General features: G+C 74.3%; 14 protein-coding genes. 12 read left to right on the top strand and 2 right to left on the bottom strand.

The annotated features are described in order from the left end of the window. Positions 1 to 148 precede the first annotated feature (148 nt). From LPC08_RS19090 to LPC08_RS19055, 8 genes are read left to right on the top strand one after another with little or no spacing between them, the layout of a single operon-like run. Positions 149 to 703 (top strand): chemotaxis protein CheW, encoded by a 555-nt coding sequence (locus tag LPC08_RS19090; RefSeq protein WP_230449819.1) that lies wholly within the window; start codon positions 149 to 151, stop codon positions 701 to 703. Beyond that, positions 700 to 2,130: a CheR family methyltransferase gene (locus LPC08_RS19085; RefSeq protein WP_230449818.1), complete on the top strand. Its 1,431-nt coding sequence runs from the start codon at positions 700 to 702 to the stop codon at positions 2,128 to 2,130. Before LPC08_RS19090 ends, LPC08_RS19085 begins: the two co-directional genes overlap by 4 nt. A 3-nt stretch (positions 2,131 to 2,133) precedes the next feature. Continuing rightward, a complete protein-coding gene (locus LPC08_RS19080; protein ID WP_230449817.1) occupies positions 2,134 to 2,703 on the top strand; it encodes a chemotaxis protein CheW in 570 nt (189 codons plus the stop codon). 6 nt (positions 2,704 to 2,709) lie between these two features. Beyond that, the gene (locus LPC08_RS19075; RefSeq protein ID WP_230449816.1) at positions 2,710 to 4,377 is read left to right on the top strand and encodes a methyl-accepting chemotaxis protein; all 1,668 of its coding nucleotides are present in this window, start codon (positions 2,710 to 2,712) and stop codon (positions 4,375 to 4,377) included. Between the two features lie 22 nt (positions 4,378 to 4,399). Then, complete coding sequence (locus LPC08_RS19070) at positions 4,400 to 6,652, top strand: hybrid sensor histidine kinase/response regulator (RefSeq protein ID WP_230449815.1); 2,253 nt, start codon at positions 4,400 to 4,402, stop codon at positions 6,650 to 6,652. Positions 6,653 to 6,660: 8 nt separating this feature from the next. Beyond that, positions 6,661 to 7,722, top strand: a complete 1,062-nt coding sequence (cheB, locus tag LPC08_RS19065) for a chemotaxis-specific protein-glutamate methyltransferase CheB (RefSeq protein ID WP_230449814.1) — start codon at positions 6,661 to 6,663, stop codon at positions 7,720 to 7,722. Further along, positions 7,719 to 9,470 carry a response regulator gene (locus tag LPC08_RS19060; protein WP_230449813.1) on the top strand — a complete coding sequence of 584 codons (1,752 nt, stop codon included), beginning with the start codon at positions 7,719 to 7,721 and terminating at the stop codon, positions 9,468 to 9,470. Before cheB ends, LPC08_RS19060 begins: the two co-directional genes overlap by 4 nt. Before the next feature lie 8 nt (positions 9,471 to 9,478). Next, positions 9,479 to 11,371, top strand: a complete 1,893-nt coding sequence (locus LPC08_RS19055; RefSeq protein WP_230449812.1) for a response regulator — start codon at positions 9,479 to 9,481, stop codon at positions 11,369 to 11,371. A 184-nt stretch (positions 11,372 to 11,555) separates the two neighbouring features. Here LPC08_RS19055 and LPC08_RS19050 read toward each other — a convergent pair whose 3' ends face one another. Continuing rightward, positions 11,556 to 12,170 (bottom strand): D-sedoheptulose 7-phosphate isomerase, encoded by a 615-nt coding sequence (locus LPC08_RS19050; protein WP_230449811.1) that lies wholly within the window; start codon positions 12,168 to 12,170, stop codon positions 11,556 to 11,558. Between the two features lie 136 nt (positions 12,171 to 12,306). Next, positions 12,307 to 14,004, bottom strand: coding sequence for a glycoside hydrolase family 17 protein (locus tag LPC08_RS19045; RefSeq protein WP_230449810.1), 1,698 nt, complete (start codon positions 14,002 to 14,004; stop codon positions 12,307 to 12,309). Between the two features lie 217 nt (positions 14,005 to 14,221). Between LPC08_RS19045 and LPC08_RS19040 the strand changes: the two genes are divergently transcribed. From LPC08_RS19040 to LPC08_RS19025, 4 genes are all read left to right on the top strand, one after another. After that, positions 14,222 to 14,830, top strand: coding sequence for a lipid-binding SYLF domain-containing protein (locus LPC08_RS19040; RefSeq protein ID WP_230449809.1), 609 nt, complete (start codon positions 14,222 to 14,224; stop codon positions 14,828 to 14,830). Positions 14,831 to 14,874: 44 nt separating this feature from the next. After that, entirely contained in the window at positions 14,875 to 15,312 is a 438-nt protein-coding gene (locus LPC08_RS19035) for a CoA-binding protein (RefSeq protein ID WP_230449808.1), read from the top strand. Positions 15,313 to 15,460: 148 nt separating this feature from the next. Next, complete coding sequence (locus LPC08_RS19030) at positions 15,461 to 16,246, top strand: DUF2076 domain-containing protein (protein ID WP_230449807.1); 786 nt, start codon at positions 15,461 to 15,463, stop codon at positions 16,244 to 16,246. 119 nt (positions 16,247 to 16,365) lie between these two features. Further along, positions 16,366 to 17,601, top strand: a complete 1,236-nt coding sequence (locus LPC08_RS19025; protein ID WP_230449806.1) for an MFS transporter — start codon at positions 16,366 to 16,368, stop codon at positions 17,599 to 17,601.

Below are 17,601 nucleotides of genomic sequence, written 5' to 3'. Positions count from 1 at the left end.
ACTGCCCATGGGCATCGCGCGTGGTTGTGTACGGACTGGATGGTACATTAACCCGCAAGCATTTTCACGCAACCTTCGGTGAGGCTTTCCGGGCCGTTCCCGTCACCTCCATGGCCCGGCCGCGCCTGGCATGCTAGCCCGGATGGGAATGATGCCTCCCCCGCGACCGGGCCCGGAAGCCCCCGCCGACGATCGCGCCGCCCTGGCCGGGCCGCAACTCGAGTTGGTGGTCTTCGCCATGGGCAGCCAGGATTGCGCCTTGCCGCGGCAGGCGGTGCAGGAACTCCTGCCGCTTCCCCGGCTCTGGGTGCCCCCCGGGCTGCCGCGCCCGCTGGACGGCTTCCTGAACCTCGGCGGACAGCCGGTGCCCGTGCTCGCCCTGGCGCCCCTGCTGGGCCTGCCGGAGGACGGGGCCGAGACGGACCGGGTCTATCACCACCTGATCCTGCTGCGCGGCGCCGCATCCCCGTTGGCCCTGCGGGTCCCGCGCGTGCTCGACATGCGGACCGTTCCCGTCGCCGCGCTTCGCCCGGTGTCCCCGACGGACAGCCTGCAGGGCTTCGTGACGGCCGGGATCCCGTTCGGACCCCGGCTGGTCCATCTGCTCGACGCCGACCGCCTGCTGCTGGAACGCGAGCGGGCGGTCCTCGAGAGCCTGGCGCGGGAGGCGACCCGCCGGCGGGCGGAGTGGGCCCTGCCGTGACCGCGGCCGCCTCCCAGCCCCTGGCCCTGCTGCCCGATGCCGCCTTCCTGGAGATCAAGCGCCAGGTCGTGGCGCGGACCGGCCACGCCTATTACGAGGACAAGGACTCCCTGCTCTGGGAGCGGCTGCTGCGTCGCATGCGGGCGACCGGCGCGCGCGACAGCGCCGCCTATCTGGCCCGCCTGTCCGATCCCGCCCTCGGCGCCGCCGAGTGGGCGGCGCTGGAATCCCAGATCACCATCGGGGAAACCTATTTCTTCCGCTACGCCGAGCAGTTCGATGCCCTGGCCCGGACGATCCTGCCGGAGCTGATCGAGCGCCATGCGGCAAGCCGGCAGTTGCGGATCTGGAGCGCGGGCTGCTCCACCGGGGCGGAGCCCTATTCCATCGCCATCCTGCTGCACCGGTTGCTGGGCGAGGCGCTGCCGGGCTGGCGGCTGAGCATCCTGGGCACGGACCTCAATGCCGAGGCGCTGGCGGTGGCGCGCGAGGGGCGCTACGGCGACTGGGCCCTGCGCAGCCTGCCGCCGGAGGAGCGGGAGCGGGACTTCCTGCCGGGCCCGGACGGGAGGAGCTGGCGGCTCCGGCCGCAGTATCGCGGCATGGTGCGCTTCGAGCGGCAGAACCTGCTCTCCCTGCTCGATGGCAGCGCCCCGCTGGGGCTGTCGGAGTTCGACCTCATCCTGTGCCGCAACGTGCTCATCTACTTCCGGCACGAGGTGGTGGAGCGGCTGGTCCGGGCCCTGGGCGACCGGCTGGGTCCGCAGGGCTGGATGCTGGTGGGCCATGCGGAGCCGAACCCGGCCTTCGCCGCGCATCTGACGCCGGTCAGCCTGCCGGGCACCGTCGCCTATCGCCGCGGCGTGGCGGCCGCGGCGGTGGCCATCCCCGACGTGGCGGAGCCGCCCGCCCCGCCCGCCCCGCTGGTCCGCCCGCCCTCGCCGGAGCGCCGCGTGGCGCGGGCGGCGCGGCGCGCCGCCTCCGAGCCTCCGGCCGAGGCTCCGGCCGTGCCTGTGGGCGTGGCCGAGGCCGGGGACACGCTGCGCCGCGTCCGCGAGCTGGCCGACCGCGGTGCGCTGGGGGAGGCAGAGGCGGCGGCGCGCGAAGGGCTGAGGGTGCTCCCCGACCTGCCCGCCCTGCATCTGCAGCAGGGGCTGATCGCCCGCGCCGGCAACCGGCACGAGGCGGCGGAGCAGGCCTTCCGGCGCGCGCTGTACCTCGACCGCGACTTCGTCATGGCCCACTACCAGCTCGGCTTGCTGCTGCTGGAGACGGGGCGGGCCGTCGCGGGCCGCCGCTGCATCGCCAGCGCCGCCCGGATCGCGCGCTTCCTGCCCGGGACCGCGCCCTTGCCGGAGGGGGACGGAATGACCGCCGCGATGCTGCAGGACATCGCCCGGCTCCAGCTTCACGCACGGGAGGGCTGAGCCATGGTGCTGCGCCTCGGCCCGCTGGTCCTGCCGGACCTGGACCCGGACCGGCCGCCGCTCGACGCGGTCCGGATCGGGCGGCTGCTGGACGAGCGGGCGGACCAGCTCGCCCGCCGCGGCGCCGCCGCCCAGGTGGAGGAGCGGCGCGTCCTCGCCTGCGCCGTCGGGATGGAGCACTACGGCATCGCCAAGGAGGTGGTGAGCGAGGTGGTGCCGGAAGGCGGCATCACCCCGCTGCCGGGCGCCGCGCCCGCCCTGCTCGGCCTGACCGGCCATGCCGGGCGGCTGCATGCCGTGCTGGACCTTGCCGTCATGCTGGGCCTGGCGGCGACGCCGGGCGGCGGCGGCCACCTGCTGCTGCTGCGACAGGGTCCCCGGCGCCTCGCGCTCCGCGTGGACCGCGTCCTGGCCGGCGTGCCCGTGACCCCGCTGGGGGCGGCCGAGGGCGGGGAGGGGCCCGTCTCCTACCGCGCCCGTGTCGCCTCCGGCGCCTTGCAGGGGACGCTGCTCGCCGTGCTGGATCCCGACCGGCTGCTACGCCCCTTTCGCACCGCCCCATCCGGAGCCTGACCTCGCGTGTCCATCGCCAACCGCATCCTCCTCGGCTTCGCCGTGCTGACCCTGCTGATGACCCTGCAGGGCATCTATGGCCTGGGGCAGCTGGAACTGGTGCGGAACACCACCTCCACCATCGTCAGCCGCGACGTGGCCATGCTGCGCCAGCTTGCGACGGTGCATGACGGGCAGACCGCCCTGCGCGACATCCACGGCGCCGCCGTCACCCATGCCCTGCTGCAGGCGCTGGGGCGGCAGCCGCCGGGCGAGGACCCGATGCGCGCCTGGACGGGCCAGATGGCGCAGGTGGAGACGACCCTGGCCGCCGCCACCGCCACGGCGCAGCGCTATGCGGACAGTGCCGTGTCCAGCGAGAGGGTCGAGGCTTGGCGGCAGATCGCGAATCTGCTCGGCCAGTCAGGCAGCCTGCTGCGCCAGCTGCGCCAGCAGGCGGAGCGGCATTTCCAGGCGATCCGCGCTGGCGACGTCGCCGGTCTGCTGGCGGCCCAGGCCCCGGTGGTGGCGACCATCGAGGAGATCGACCGCCAGCTCGACCGCGCCGAGGCGGTGCTGAACGAGGGCGTCGCGGTCGGGCAGAGCCGGGTCGCCGAGGTCTACGAGAACAGCCGGATCTCGGTCATCGCCGGCCTGGGGGTCGCCGTGCTGCTGGCGGTCGGCATCACCGTGCTGATCCGCCGTGCCATCGTCGGCCCGCTCTCGGCCTTCGCCGAGGTGCTGCAGCGCGTCGGCCAGGGCGACCTGGCAGGCGCGCCGGCGCAGGTCGGCGGGGACGAGATCGGCCGGCTCGGCCTGGCGCTCAACGAGATGGTGGAGGGCCTGCGCCAGCTCGCCCGGCAGAGCCGGGAGGCGACGGAGAACCTCAATGCCGCGGCGGCCGAGATCCGCGCCTCCACCCAGCAGCAGGCGGCCGGCGTGGAGGAGCAGCTCGCCGCCGTGCAGGAGACGGCGGCCACGGTGGACGAGATCACCCATTCCGGCGCGCAGATCGGCAAGCGCGCCCAGGAGGTGATCGCGGCCGCCCAGGCGACGGCGCAGACCAGCTCGGCCGGGCTGCGTGCGGTGGACGAGACGGCGCGGGCGATGGATTCGATCCGCGAACAGGCGGAGGCGGTGGCGGAGAACATCGTCGCGCTCAGCGAGAAGACGCAGGCGATCGGCGAGATCATCACCACGGTGAACGACATCTCGGAGCGCACCCACCTCCTGGCGCTGAACGCGGCGATCGAGGCGGCGGCGGCCGGCGAGCAGGGGCGCAGCTTCGCGGTGGTGGCCTCGGAGATGAAGGCCCTGGCCGACCAGGCCAAGGAGGCGACCGGCCAGGTGCGCCAGATCCTGGGCGACATCCAGCGCGGCATCAACGGTTCCGTGATGCTGACCGAGGAGGCGGTGAAGCGGGTCGCCGCCGGCAAGGAGCGCACCGACACCACCCAGGCGACGATCGAGGAGATCACCGGCTCGATCCAGGAGAGCGTGCAGACCTTCCAGCAGATCGTGGCCAGCACCAACCAGCAGCAGCTGGGCATCGAGCAGGTGATGGCGGCGTTGCAGAACATCCGCCAGGCCAGCCAGCAGACGGCGGCCAGCACACGCCAGCTCGATTCCGCGGCCGGCAGCCTGGCCGGCCAAGCGCAGCAGCTGGTCACCCTGGCCGACCGCTACCGGCTCTAGGACCCAGGGCGCCGCGGTCCCGATGTCGGATTTCCGCCAGGAGCTGCTGGCCGCCTTCGCGGCCGAGCACCAGGAGCACCTCGGCGCCATCCGCGCCGCGCTGGCGGAGGCCGAGCAGGGCCGCCCGGCCGATCTGCGGGACATCTTCCGCCGGGCGCACAGCCTGAAGGGCGCGGCCCGGGCCGTGGACCTGCCGGTGGTCGAGGCGCTGGCGCACCGGCTGGAGGCGCTGCTCGCCCGCGTCCTGGAAGGCCAGGCCAGTCTGGACGGGCCCACCGTGGCCGTGGTGCAGCAGGGGCTGGACGGGGTCGAGGGCTATGTCGCCGCGCTGGAGGGCGGCGCGACGCCTCCCACCCCCGATGCCGCGTTGCAGGCGCTGGATCGCTGGCTGGCGGAGACGGTGCCGGAGGCCCGGCAGGCCGCTCCCCCGGAGGTTCCGGCGCCCGCGGTGGCGGCCGATGCGGCCCCGCCCGCCGCGCCGGAGGGCGCCGCCGATCCGGCAGCGTCCGGCTTCCCGGCGGGCGGCACGCTGCGCGTCCAGGCGGCGCAGGTGGATGAGCTGGCCGCCGCGGTGCACGAGCTGTTCGGCACGCTGCAGCGGCAGGAGGCGGCCGCCGAGGCCCTGCGCGGCCTCGCCGCGGGCCTGAGATCCCTGCGCCGGCGCTGGGACGTCGTCCGCCCCGGCCTGCTGGCGGGGGAGGGCACGCGCGCCTCCGCCCCCCGCCTGCGCGAGCTGGACCATGAGATGGCGGCCCTGACCCGCCGTGCCATCGCCCTGGCGCGCGAGCAGCGCGGCGCCGTCTGGGCCGCCGATCTGGCGGCCCGCCGCCTGCGCGAGGGCTTCGAGCGGATCAGCCTGGTTCCGGCGGAGACGGTGCTCGGCGGGTTGGGCCGCATGGCGCGCGACCTGGCGCGGGAGGCGGGGCGGGAGGTGTCCGTCCGGCTGGAGGGGCTGGAGTTGCAGGCCGATCGCGGGGTGCTGCAGGCGCTGAAGGACCCGGTGCTGCACCTGCTGCGCAATGCCGTCGGGCATGGGATCGAGCCGCCGGAGCGGCGCCGCGCCCGTGGCAAGCCGGAGCGTGGCGAGGTGGTGCTGCGCCTGGCCAGCCAGGGCGGACGGCTGCTCCTCTCCGTGGCGGATGACGGGGCGGGGCCGGATCTGGCCCGGATCGAGGCGACGGCGCTGCGCCGCGGCCTGTTGCCGCCCCGGGCGCCCGGGGCGCCGGCCCTCCCGCCCGACCAGCTCCTCTCCCTGGTCTTCGAGCCGGGCTTCTCGACCGCGGAGGCGGTGGACCGGCTGTCGGGCCGGGGCATGGGCCTGTCCGTGGTGGCGGAGGCGGCCCGGAAGCTGCGGGGCACGGCGCTGATGCGGGCGCGCCGCCCCTGGGGGACGGAGATGGTGCTGGAGGTTCCCCTCTCCGCCGCGCGCCTGCCGGTCCTCCTCGTCGGCGCGGCGGGGCGGCGCTACGGCTTCCCCACCCATGCGGTCGAGCGGCTGCTGCGCCTGCCGGCCGCGGGGCTGGAGCGGATGGAAGGGCAGCCGACGGCACGCATCGCCCTGGGGGGACAGGACGTTATCGCCCCGGTGGTCAGTCTTCTCGCCTTGCTGGGGTCCCATGACACGAATCTTCCCGTGGAGTCGGGACACGTGAGCGCCGTGCTGCTCCGCCGCGGCCATCGCCGCTGTGCCGTGGCGGTGGACCGGCTGGAGGATGTGCGCACGCTCCTGGTCGGGGAGGTGGATGCGCCCGGCTTCGATGCGGGGCTGGTCTATGGCGCCAGCCTGCTGGAGGACGACGCGGTGGCCCTCGTCCTGCGGCCGGAGGGGCTGGTCGAGGGCTGGATGCGCGACCAGGGCCGCCTGGCGGCGAGCGGCCTGGGGTTGCCGGAGCCGGCACGGCCGGAGGCGGCCACCATCCTGGTGGTGGACGACTCGATCACGACCCGTACCCTGCAGAAGAGCATCCTCGAATCCCAGGGCTACAGGGTGCTGCTGAGCGTGGACGGGATGGAGGCCCTGCGCGTGCTGCGCGGCGGCGAGGCGGTGGTGGACCTGGTGATCGCCGACGTGGAGATGCCGCGGCTGGATGGCTTCGGCCTGCTGGAGGCGATGAAGGCCGATCCGCGCCTCGCCGCCCTGCCGGTGGTGCTGATGACCTCCCGCGACGAGGCCGCCGATGTCCGGAGGGGCCTGGAGCTCGGTGCCGGCGCCTACCTGACCAAGCAGAAGTTCGACCAGCGCGACCTGCTGGCGACGATCGGCCAGCTGCTGTGAGTGGCGCGATGTCCCGCGAGGCGCCGGCCCGCGTCATGATCGTCGAGGATTCGACGGTCGTGCGGCAGCTCCTGGCCCATATCGTGGCGCGGGACCCGCGGCTGGTGCTGGCGGCCGCCGTCGGCTCGGCCGAGGAGGCGTTGCGGGAGCTGCCGCGCGTGCAGCCGGACGTGATCTCCATGGACATCCGCCTGCCGGGCATGGACGGGCTGGAGGCGACGCGGCGCATCATGGCGGAGCGCCCCACGCCGATCGTGGTGATCGCGGATGCGATCGAGGATTCGAGGCTGCATATCTCGATGCAGGCCCTGCGCGCCGGCGCCCTGTCCGTGGTGGAGAAGCCGGTCGGGCTGGCCAGCCGGGACTACGAGGCGATCGCCGACACCATCCGCACCCAGCTCGCCATCATGAGCCGGGTCCCGGTCATCCGCCGGCGGCATCTGGCCGGGACGGCCCCGGCATCGCGGCCGGTGCCGGCGCCCCCCATCCCCGCCGCGCGGCCCAGCCTGGTGGCGGTGGCGGCCTCCACCGGCGGGCCGCCGGCCCTCGCACGCCTGCTGGGCGCCCTGCCGGCCGAATTCCCGCTGCCGGTGCTGCTGGTGCAGCACATGGGCGCCTCCTTCATGGCCGGCTTCGCCGACTGGCTGAACGGGGTCGTGCCGCTGCGCGTCCGGCTGGCCGAGGAGGGGATGGTGCCCAGGCCGGGCCACGTGCTGGTGGCGCCCGGCGACCGCCACCTGAGCCTGACGCGGGCGGGCGCGCTGCATATCGACCAGGAGGGCCCGGTCGGCGGCCAGCGCCCGGCGGCGACCGTGCTGTTCCGCTCCGTGGCGGAGGCTCTGGGCGCCAGCGGGGTCGGGGTGGTGCTGACCGGCATGGGGGAGGACGGGGCCAGCGGGCTCCTCGCCCTGCGGCGTGCCGGCGGGCTCACCATCGCCGAGGACGAGAGCAGCGCCGTGGTCTACGGCATGCCGGCGGCCGCGGTCCGTCTGGGCGCGGCGGGCCTCAGCCTGCCGCTGGAGGCGATCGCGCCCTGCCTGCTGCGCCATGCGCGGATGGAGGTGGCGTGAGGCACCCGATCTCCACGCCGGAATCGCCGGTGGCCCCCCCCGCCACGTCACCGGGCATCCTGGTCGTCGAGGATTCCGAAACCCAGGCGCTGCTGCTGCGGCTGATGCTGGAGGGGCATGGCTACACCGTCCGCCGCGCCGCCACGGCGGAGGCGGCGCTGGAGGCGCTGAACGAGTCCCTGCCCGACCTGGTGATCGCCGACTACCACCTGCCTGGCATGAACGGGGACGAGCTGGCGCGCCAGATCCGCATGAACGTCCGCACCCGGGCCATCCCGGTGGTGATGCTGACGGATGCGCGGGAGCGGGAGGTGGAGCGCCAGGGGCTGGAGAGCGGCGCCGATGCCTACCTGCCCAAGCCGGCCAACCAGGCGCTGATCCTGCCGCGCATCCGCGCCCTGTTGCGCACCGGATCGGCCGAGGCGCCGCCGGGCCGGCCCTCCGTGGCCGGAACGGCCTTCCGCCGGGCCCGGCTGCTGGTGGTGGAGGCGGGGGCGACGCGGCGGGCCTGGCTGACCGGCCTGCTCGCCCAGGACGGCTATGTGGTGGAGGCGGCCGCGGGGCCGGAGGCGGCGCTCGCCCTGGTCCGGGCGCCCGGAGAGGCCTGGGATGCGGTGCTGCTCGACGTGCTGGGCCACGGCTTCGACGGGCTGGGCCTGACCCGGCATCTGGATGCGCTGCGCCGTGGCGGCGAGCGCCCGTTCCAGATCGTCGGCCTGGCCGCCGAGGAGGCGCCGGATCCGGCACAGCTCGCCCGCGTGTTCGAGGCGGGGGCGGATGACCTGCTGCCCGCCTCGGCCGAGGCGGAGGCGATCCGGCTGCGCATCCGCGCGGTGGTGCGGCGCAAGCTGCTGCAGGATGAGAACCGGCGCATCGATGCCGAGCTGGCCGAGCGCGAGCGCGTGCTGGAGCGCACCCGGGCGGAAGCCGCCGCCGCCGAGGCGCGGGCCGCGCTGTCGGACGCGCTGACGCGCGCCAATGCCGAGCTGGAGGAGGCGAACCGGCAACTGCGCGACACCCAGGGAAAGCTGGTGCAGGCCGCGAAGATGGCGTCGCTGGGCGAGCTGGTCGCCGGCATCGCGCACGAGATCAACAACCCCCTCGCCTTCATCCTGGCGCACCAGGGCACGGTGGAGCGGCTGCTGGCGCAGATCAGCGCCGTCCCCGACCAGGATGCGCCCACCGTCGCGCTGGCCGACAAGTGCCGGCAGCGGGCGCAGTCGATGACGCTGGGGCTGAAGCGCATCCAGGAGCTGGTGCTGAACCTGCGCAAGTTCTCGCGCCAGGACGATGGCGGCTTCCAGCAGGTGGACGTGCCGGAGGCGATCGGCACGGTGATCGCGCTGCTGACGCACAAGCTGTCCGACCGCATCGTGGTGGAGCAGCGGCTGGAGGCGCCGCGCAGCCTGTACTGCTCGCCCGCCCTGCTGAACCAGGTGGTGATGAACATCGTCGGCAACGCGGCGGACGCCATCCCGGACCGGGGGCGGATCACCATCGCGACGCGCGCGGAGGGCGGGCAGTACGTCATCGAGATCACGGACAGCGGGCCGGGCATCCCGGAGGATCTGCGGGAGCGCATCTTCGAGCCCTTCTTCACCACCAAGCCGGTCGGCTCGGGCACCGGGCTGGGGCTGGCCATCGCCTACAACGTGGTGCGGGCCCACGAGGGGACGATCAGCGTGGACAACGTGCCGGGGGGTGGCGCGGCCTTCACCATTGCTGTACCGCTGCGTCGCCAGGAATGACCCTCACCATGCCGGAAGACGGGCGGCCGACGATCCTGCTCGTGGATGACGAGGCGGAGATCGTCACGGCGCTGCAGGACCTGTTCGAGGACGAGTACGACACCCTCTGCGCCACGGCCCCGGCGGCGGCGCTGGACCTGCTCCGCGCCGCGCCGCGGGTTTCGGTGATCCTCTCCGACCAGCGCATGCCGGGCATGACGGGGGATCAGTTCCTCGCCCGGGCCCGTGAGATCAGCACGGCGGAGGCGCTGCTGCTGACCGGCTACGCCGATCTGGAAGCCGTGATCTCCGCGATCAACAACGGCCGCATCGCCGGCTACTCGCCCAAGCCGTGGGAGCCGGCCGCGCTGCGCAGCATGGTGGCGGGTGCGCATCGCCGCTGGTCGCTCGACCGCGCGCTGGACACGGAACGGATGCTGCTGCACGGGCTGCTGGACAGCTCGGCCGACCGCATCGCCTTCAAGGACGCCAGCGGGCGCTTCGTCCGCCTGAACGCGGCCAAGGCGGCGGCGCTGGGCCGGACGGTCGAGGAGTGCCTGGGCCGCCCCGAGACGGCCCTGCTGCCGCCGCCCGCGGCGGCGGCACTGAGCCAGGCGGAGCAGGCGCTGCACGACGAGCCCGTGGAGACGGAGGAGGCGCGGCCGGACGAGGGCGGCACGCGCTGGTTCTCGGTCCACCGCATTCCCATCCTGCCCCGGGACGAGGTGGCCCCGCGCTTCCTGGTGACGATCGAGCACGAGGTCACCGAGCAGCGCCGCATGGCGGACCGCCTGCGGCAGGCCGACAAGATGCAGGCGCTGGGCACGATGGCGGGCGGCGTCGCGCACGACTTCAACAATCTGCTGACCGCCATCCTGGGCAACCTGCAGCTGGCCGCGCGCCGCGCCGCCATGGACCCCCGGCTGACCCGGCTGGTGCAGAACGCCACCATGGCGGCGGAGCGTGGCGCGGCACTGACCCAGCGGCTGCTGAGCTTCAGCCGGCAGCGCGACCTGGCGCTGCAGCCGGTGGACGCGAATGCGCTGATCCTGGGCATGGAGGATCTGCTGGGGCGCAGCCTGGGCGGCGCGGTGCGGGTGCGGAGCGAGCTGGGCGAGGGGCTGTGGCAGGCCCGCGTCGATCCGGGGCAGCTGGAGCTGGCCGTGCTGAACCTCTGCATCAACGCGCGTGACGCGATGCCCCATGGCGGCGTCATCACCATCCGCACCCGCAACCTGTCGCTCGGGCCGGAAGGGCTGCCCGCCGCGGCGGAGGATGCGGACAGCGACCTGCCGCCCGGCGACTACGTCTGCCTGTCCGTGCAGGATGAGGGGACCGGCATGGCGCCGGAGGTGCTGGCCCGTGCCTTCGAGCCCTTCTTCACCACCAAGGAGATCGGCCGGGGCACGGGTCTCGGCCTGTCCATGGTGTACGGCCTGATGCGCCAGTCCGGCGGCAGCGCGCGCATCACCAGCCGCCCCGGCGAGGGCACCTGCGTGGAGCTGCTGCTGCCCCGGGCCCACGAGGCGCAGGAGGCGGCCGCCGAGGCCGTGCCCGAGCCGCGGCAGGGCCGTCGGGCCCGCATCCTGGTCGTGGACGACGACAGCACGGTGCGGGAGGTGACGTCGGCATTCCTCGCCGAGCTGGGCCACGACATCCTGGAGGCGGCCGACGGGGCGGGCGCGCTGCGGCTGCTCGAGCAGCGGGGCGACATCGACGCGCTGGTGGCCGACCTCACCATGCCGCAGATGACCGGCGTGGAGCTGGCCCAGCGCGCCCGTGCGCTGCGGCCCGGCCTGCCGGTCCTGCTGGTCACCGGCTATGCGGAGATCGACAAGGTCCCCCGCGACCTGCCGGTGCTGCACAAGCCCTTCCAGCAGGCGGAGCTGGCGCGCCGCGTGGCGGAGATGATCGGCGGCTGACGGCGGCCGCGAGGGCCGCGTTCGGGCTGGCGCCCGGCCATGGCCCTGGCAGGCGAGGGCTCCGGGAGGGGATCGGCGCACGGGGCCGATCCACAGGCCGGTGCCCCCCTCCGCTCCAGCGCCGGACCGCACGGGCCCCCGCTTCACGGGCCCCCGCTTCGGGGGCGGCCCGGGGCCCTGGCGGCTACAGGCTGGGCGCGCTGGCCGGGGGCGGGAAGAAGCTGCGCTCCACCAGGGCGCAGAGCAGGTGGGCGGCCGTGATGTGGACCTGCTGGATGATCGCCGTCTGGCCGGCAGGGGCGCAGAGCAGGCGATCGCAGAGCGGGCCCATGGCGCCGCCATGCTGCCCGGTGAAGCCGAGGGTGACGATGCCGCGGCTCCGCGCCGCCTCCAGGGCACGCAGGATGTTGGCCGACCGGCCGGAGGTGGTGATGCCCAGGAAGACGTCGCCCGGCCTGCCCAGCCCCAGCACCTGGCGCTCGAAGACCTGCTCGTAGCCGTAGTCGTTGCCGATGGCCGTGAGGTTGGAGCTGTCGGTGGTCAGGGCCAGCGCCGCCAGGGGGGCGCGGTCGTACATCAGGCGGGAGACGAACTCCGCCGCGATGTGCTGCGCATCCGCGGCCGAGCCGCCATTGCCCGCCACCATCAGCTTGCCGCCCGCGCGCAGGCTGCCCGTCACGGCCCCGGCCATGGCGAAGAGGGTCTCCTGCGCCCCGGCATCCGCGGCGAAGGCTTCCGCCGCGCGCACGGAATCCGCGAGGTAGCGGGTCACGAAATCCTGGTCGGCGGGGCGGGTCATACGGCAATCGTCCGGGAGGGGAGGCGCGGGAGGCGGGGCTTCGCGCGAAGCCCCGCCTGCGGGACAGGGCGGCCTTACCACCCGCCCCGGGGCGGGTGAAGCGGCCCGCACCCGGCAGATGGGGAACGGGTGCCGGCTATGCCAGCCGCTCCACCCGGCGGGGCGCCGGCTGGCGCAGGCGCAGCAGGGCGGGTGCCGCCAGCCCCAGGGCACAGGCGGTCCAGCCCAGCGCCTGGATGTTGTGCGGCCCTTCCAGGGCCGCGCTGGCGAGGGCCGCCAGGGCCAGGGTGCCGCCGGCCCAGAGCTCCGCCCAGCCGCCGCCGTGGCGCGGCAGGTCGCCCAGGGCGGCGCGCGCCACCACCGCCACCAGCGGCACGGCGAAGGTCGGGAAGGGGAAGTCGCGGTAGCGCGGGTCGAAGAGCAGCAGGAGCTGCAGCACCGCCGCGGTCCAGAGGAAGACGAAGGCGAGGTCGTCCAGCGCGAAGCCGCGCCAGTCGCGCCAGCGGAGGCGGAGGCGCAGCAGGTCCCGCACCGTGGCCGTGGCCATCGCACCGTTCCGCGCCGGCTCGACCGGCAGGCCGGAGAGCCGCTGCCCGGCGCGCCGCAGCAGCAGCGCGGCCAGCGCCGCCTGCCCGGCGAGGTTGACCGTGACCGACAGCAGCAGGTGCTCGTCGAAGGCGTAGGGCACGCCGCCGCACCAGGCGAAGGCCAGCGCGTTGCCCAGGGCGAGGGAGAGCAGCGCCAGCCCCGGTCCGGAGGCGGCGGGGAAGGCGCGCGCGGTCGCGGCGAGGAGGCCCAGCCCCAGCAGGGCGGCGGCACCGGCGTACCAGCCCCAATCCGCGTTCTCCCGCACCGGGCCGGAGAGCGCGAACTTCGGCGCCCGGTCGGCGGTCCAGAGGCCCCAGGCGGCGCCGACCGTGCCCTCGTTCTTGTACTTCCAGATCTGGTCGAAGGCCTCGATGACGTTGTAGTCGAAGCCCTCCTCCCGGCTCAGCGCGGCGAACTCGCGCAGGAAGCGCGCCTGGTTCACCACGGAGGGCACGGCGCCCTCGCGCCAGCGGCCGTGGCTGGGCCAGCCGACCTCGCCGATGGCGATCGGCTTGTCCGGGAACATCGCCTTCATCTTCCGGTAGATGTCGCGCACATGGGCGATGGCCGCCTCCACGTCGAGCGGCTCGTCCTCCCAGTAGGGCAGGATGTGGATGGTCACGATGTCCACATGCCTCGCCAGCTCGGGGAACTGCGCCCAGAACTCCCAGACGTCGGCATAGGTGACGGGCTGGCGGACCTGCGCCCTGACCCGGTCGAGGGCGGCGGCCAGCACCTCGGGCGGCAGGTCGCGGCGCAGCAGCACCTCGTTGCCCACCACCACGCGCTCGATGGTGTCGGGGAAGCGGTTCGCCGTCTCGACCAGCTTGGCCAGCTCGCGCTCGTTCTGCCGCAGGTCGCGGCCCAGCCAGGCACCCTTCCAGACCCTGATCCCGTGGCGCTGCGCCAGCTCCGCCACCTCGTACTGCCCCTCGATGCTGGCATAGGTGCGGATGGCGCGGGTGCGCGGGGCGATCAGGCGCAGGTCCTCCTCCACCTGCGCCGCCGTCGGGAAGCGGTCGCGCAGCGGGCTCTGCCCGGGGCGGAAGGGGGCGAAGGAGACGCTGTTCAGCCGCTCCGCCGGCATGGGGAGATCGGCCAGCTGCGCCCGGTTCGGCCACCACCAGCCCAGCAGGGTCAGCAGCAGCCCGGCGCCGATGGCCAGCAGCAGGGGCAGGCCGAAGGGGCGGCGCCCCAGGGGACGGGGGGAGGGGGGCCGGGACGGAGTCGGCGAGGTTGGCGGCATGACGGCGGAGATACCGCGGCACGGCCGGGGCGAATACCGCGCCATCCCATGGCCATCCTGTGGCAGGGCGCGGAGCGCGGGCGGGCTTTCCCCCGCGCGGCGCCATCCCGCGGCCGCTTCAACCCTCCCTTCGCCCGCCATGCAGCCGAAGGCGGGCCGCGGCGTTCGGCCAGCGTCCGGGCCCAGCGCCGCGGCCCGATGAGCGGAGAGCGGAAGCATGCACGAGGATATCGCGACCAACGTCCGGCCGGACCTGACGCGCCGTGCCCTGGGAGGCCGCCTGCTGCCGGCGCTGGCCCTGGCCGGTCTGGCCGGCGCGGCGGCGCTGCGCCCCCGCCGCGCCGAGGCCGCCACCCGCGCCGAGATCGACGCCGAGGTGAACGCCGCCCTGCTGCGGCTGCGCGGCATGGACAACGCACGGCCCCTGTTCGGCCCGGCCAAGGCGGTGCTGGTCTTCCCGCGCGTCATCTCCGGCGGCTTCATCGTCGGCGGCCAGTACGGCGAGGGCGCATTGCTGCGCGGCAGCACCATCGTCGGCTACTACAACATCGCCGGCGCCTCGCTCGGCCTGCTGGCGGGGGCCCAGTCCGCCGGGCTCGCCATGTTCTTCATGACCGACGCGGCGCTGAACACCTTGCTGAACGCCGCCGATGGCTGGGAGATCGGGACGGGCCCGAGCGTGGTGGTGCTGGACCAGGGCGTGCAGGCGAACGTGACAGCGACCACCCTGGCGGAGCCGGTCTATGCCATCACCTTCAACCAGCAGGGGCTGATGGCGGCGCTGGCGCTGAACGGCACCAAGATTACCCGCATCAACCCGGGCTGACCCGCGGCCGGCCTGGCCGGGGCACGAGACGAAGGAGAGAGGGCATGGCCCTGGACGGGCTGACGGATTCGGCGGTGCGCGACCTGTTGCTCGCCACCCGGCGGATCGCCGTGGTGGGGGCCTCGGACAGGCCCGGCCGGCCCTCCGGCGGGGTCTTCGCCTTCCTGCTCGGGCGCGGCTACGACGCGGTGCCGGTGAACCCCGCCCTGAACGGGCGTTCGCTGCAGGGCGTGCCCTCCGTCGCCACGCTGGAGGAGGCGCGACCTCTGGATCTGGTGGACGTGTTCCGGCGGAGCGAGGAGGCCGGGGCGGTGGTGGACGAGGCCGTCCGGCTCGGCGCCAGGGCCGTCTGGCTGCAATTGGGCGTCGTCGACCAGGCAGCGGCGGAGCGGGCACGGGCGGCCGGAGTGGTCTGCGTCATGGACCGTTGCCCGGCGATCGAATGGGGGCGCCTGGGCCTGCCGGCGCGCATCGGCGGGTGAGGCGGACGCGGCGACAATCCGTTACCGCCGAACATGAACATTTTGTAAGAAAGCCATTGAAAGCCCCCGCGGGCTGGTCCAAGTCCCGGGCCCCTGCATCGGCGGGCGCAGGCGCCCCGCGGCGGCAGGATGGGAGAATCGACAGACCATGACCGAGGAAGAGCGCCGCATCATCACGGATTACGTCATGCGCGTGGCCGGGGCGCAGGCCGCGGCTCCGCGCCCGGCGAGCCCGTGGGGCGGCAGCGTGCCCTCGACGGCGGTCCAGGCAGCGCCGAACCTGCCGCCCGTGGACGGGGAGGCCGACCGGCTGATCGGCGACCTCTTCGCCCGCTATCCGGAGGCGCGCTACCGCATCACCCAGACGGCCTTCGTGCAGGAGGCGGCGCTGGTGCAGGCGCAGAACCGCATCCAGGAGCTGGAGTGGCAGCTGGAGAACGCCCAGCGCCAGGCCCAGGTGGCGCAGCAGCCGCAGCGCGGCGGGCTGTTCGGCGGGATGTTCGGCGGCGGGCAGCAGCAGCGGCCGATGCCGATGACGCCCCCGCCGCAGCCGATCCAGCCCCCCGGCGGCTATGCCCAGCAGCAGATGCTGCAGCAGGGCCGCGGCTCCGGCTTCCTCGGCACGGCGCTGACCACCGCGGCCGGCGTGGCCGGCGGCATGGTGCTCGGCAACGCCCTGATGGGGATGTTCTCGGGCGGTGCGGCGCACGCAGCCAGCGCGGTGGGCGACGCCGCCACCTCGGCCGGCGGCTTCGCGCAGGAGCAGGTGGCGACGCCGGCCTCCTCGCCCTGGACCGATCCGGGGGGCGCGGCGCAGGACGCCTCGCCGGTGCAGGATGCGGGCTATGCCCAGGATCCGGGCTACCAGGACGACGCCCAGGCCGATTACGGCGGGATGGACGACGCCGGCGGCGGCTTCGACGAGGATATCTGAGGCCGCCTCGTCGCAGGCCGGGCCGCAATTGCCCGGCCATTGGGCGGGTCCTGACCTGCACATGATGCAGGACCGGGCGCGTTGACCCCTGATTGGGCGGGGAGCAGGCTGGCGGGACCATGTCCGACGCTGCCTCTCCCCCCGCCCGCCCTGGTTCCAACGACTGGCCGGTGCTGGGCCTGATCGGCACCGGCCACTTCCTCTCGCATTTCTACATGCTGTGCCTCGCGCCCCTCTTCCCGATCTGGCGCGACGAGTTCGACGTGTCCTACGCCGCGCTGGGCCTGTCCGTGGCCCTGATGAGCGCGGTGACCGCCGCGCTGCAGACCCCCGTCGGCTTCCTGGTGGACCGGCACGGGGCGCGCCCCTACCTCGTCGGCGGCGCGCTGCTGATGGCGCTGGGCATCGCCGCCATGGCCTTCGCTCCCAGCTTCGAGGTCATCCTGGTGCTGTCGGTGGTCTCGGGCATCGGCAACAGCGTGATCCACCCGGCGGACTACGCCATCCTGGCCGGCAGTATCGACCGGTCCCGCATGGGGCGCGCCTTCGCCCTGCACACCTTCACCGGCAACCTCGGCTTCGCCCTCGGCCCGCCGGTGATCGTGGCGCTGAGCCTCGCCTTCGGCTGGCGCTATGCCCTGCTGGTGGTCGGGCTGCTGGGCCTGCCGGTGGTCGCCGCCATCCTGTGGCAGTCGCGCATCCTGGTGGATCAGGCCAAGCCCCGGAAGGCCAAGGAGGCCGGGGGCGGCCGGGTGCTGCTCTCCCGCCCCATGCTGCTGTTCTTCGCCTTCTTCCTGCTCTCCTCCATGGCCGGGGCCGGCATCCAGTCCTTCCTGATCACCGTGCTCAACCAGCTCTGGGACACGCCGGTCGCCGTCGGCTCCATGGCGCTCACCGGCTACATGGCGGGGGCCAGCGCCGGCGTGCTGGTGGGCGGCTGGTATGCCGACCGCTACAGGCGCCACCTGACCTTCGTCTTCCTGCTGACCGGCATCTCCACCCTGCTGATCCTCTCGCTCGGCCTGGTGCCGATGTCGGATCTGGCCCTCCCGCTGGTCGCGCTGGTGGCCGGGCTGGCCCTCGGCGCCTCCCGCACCCCGCGCGACGTGATGCTGAAGGATGCCTCGCCGCCGGGGCAGATCGGCAAGGTCTTCGGCTTCGTCTCCTCCGGCCTGCCCCTGGGCAGCGCGCTGATGCCGGTGCCGGCCGGGATGCTGCTGGATGCCGGCTACCCCCACCTCGTGCTGCCGCTGGTGGCGCTGATCCTGCTCCTCTCCCTCCTCTGTGCCGGGGCTGGCCGCGGCGACGCCCAACGCCACCGGGCGCCGGCCACGCAACCCCTGCCCGCCGAATAG

It is taken from the genome of Roseomonas sp. OT10, from assembly GCF_020991085.1.
Lineage (GTDB): Bacteria > Pseudomonadota > Alphaproteobacteria > Acetobacterales > Acetobacteraceae > Roseomonas > Roseomonas cutis.
This window is presented reverse-complemented; position numbering and strand designations above follow the sequence as displayed.

Coding starts and splice junctions, on each gene's coding strand:
- LPC08_RS19035 (WP_230449808.1), top strand. CDS start 14,875: ATGGCCCTGGACGGGCTGACGGATTCGGCGGTGCGCGACCTGTTGCTC.
- LPC08_RS19055 (WP_230449812.1), top strand. CDS start 9,479: ATGCCGGAAGACGGGCGGCCGACGATCCTGCTCGTGGATGACGAGGCG.
- LPC08_RS19030 (WP_230449807.1), top strand. CDS start 15,461: ATGACCGAGGAAGAGCGCCGCATCATCACGGATTACGTCATGCGCGTG.
- cheB (WP_230449814.1), top strand. CDS start 6,661: ATGTCCCGCGAGGCGCCGGCCCGCGTCATGATCGTCGAGGATTCGACG.
- LPC08_RS19050 (WP_230449811.1), bottom strand. CDS start 12,170: ATGACCCGCCCCGCCGACCAGGATTTCGTGACCCGCTACCTCGCGGAT.
- LPC08_RS19080 (WP_230449817.1), top strand. CDS start 2,134: ATGGTGCTGCGCCTCGGCCCGCTGGTCCTGCCGGACCTGGACCCGGAC.
- LPC08_RS19025 (WP_230449806.1), top strand. CDS start 16,366: ATGTCCGACGCTGCCTCTCCCCCCGCCCGCCCTGGTTCCAACGACTGG.
- LPC08_RS19040 (WP_230449809.1), top strand. CDS start 14,222: ATGCACGAGGATATCGCGACCAACGTCCGGCCGGACCTGACGCGCCGT.
- LPC08_RS19045 (WP_230449810.1), bottom strand. CDS start 14,004: ATGCCGCCAACCTCGCCGACTCCGTCCCGGCCCCCCTCCCCCCGTCCC.
- LPC08_RS19070 (WP_230449815.1), top strand. CDS start 4,400: ATGTCGGATTTCCGCCAGGAGCTGCTGGCCGCCTTCGCGGCCGAGCAC.
- LPC08_RS19090 (WP_230449819.1), top strand. CDS start 149: ATGATGCCTCCCCCGCGACCGGGCCCGGAAGCCCCCGCCGACGATCGC.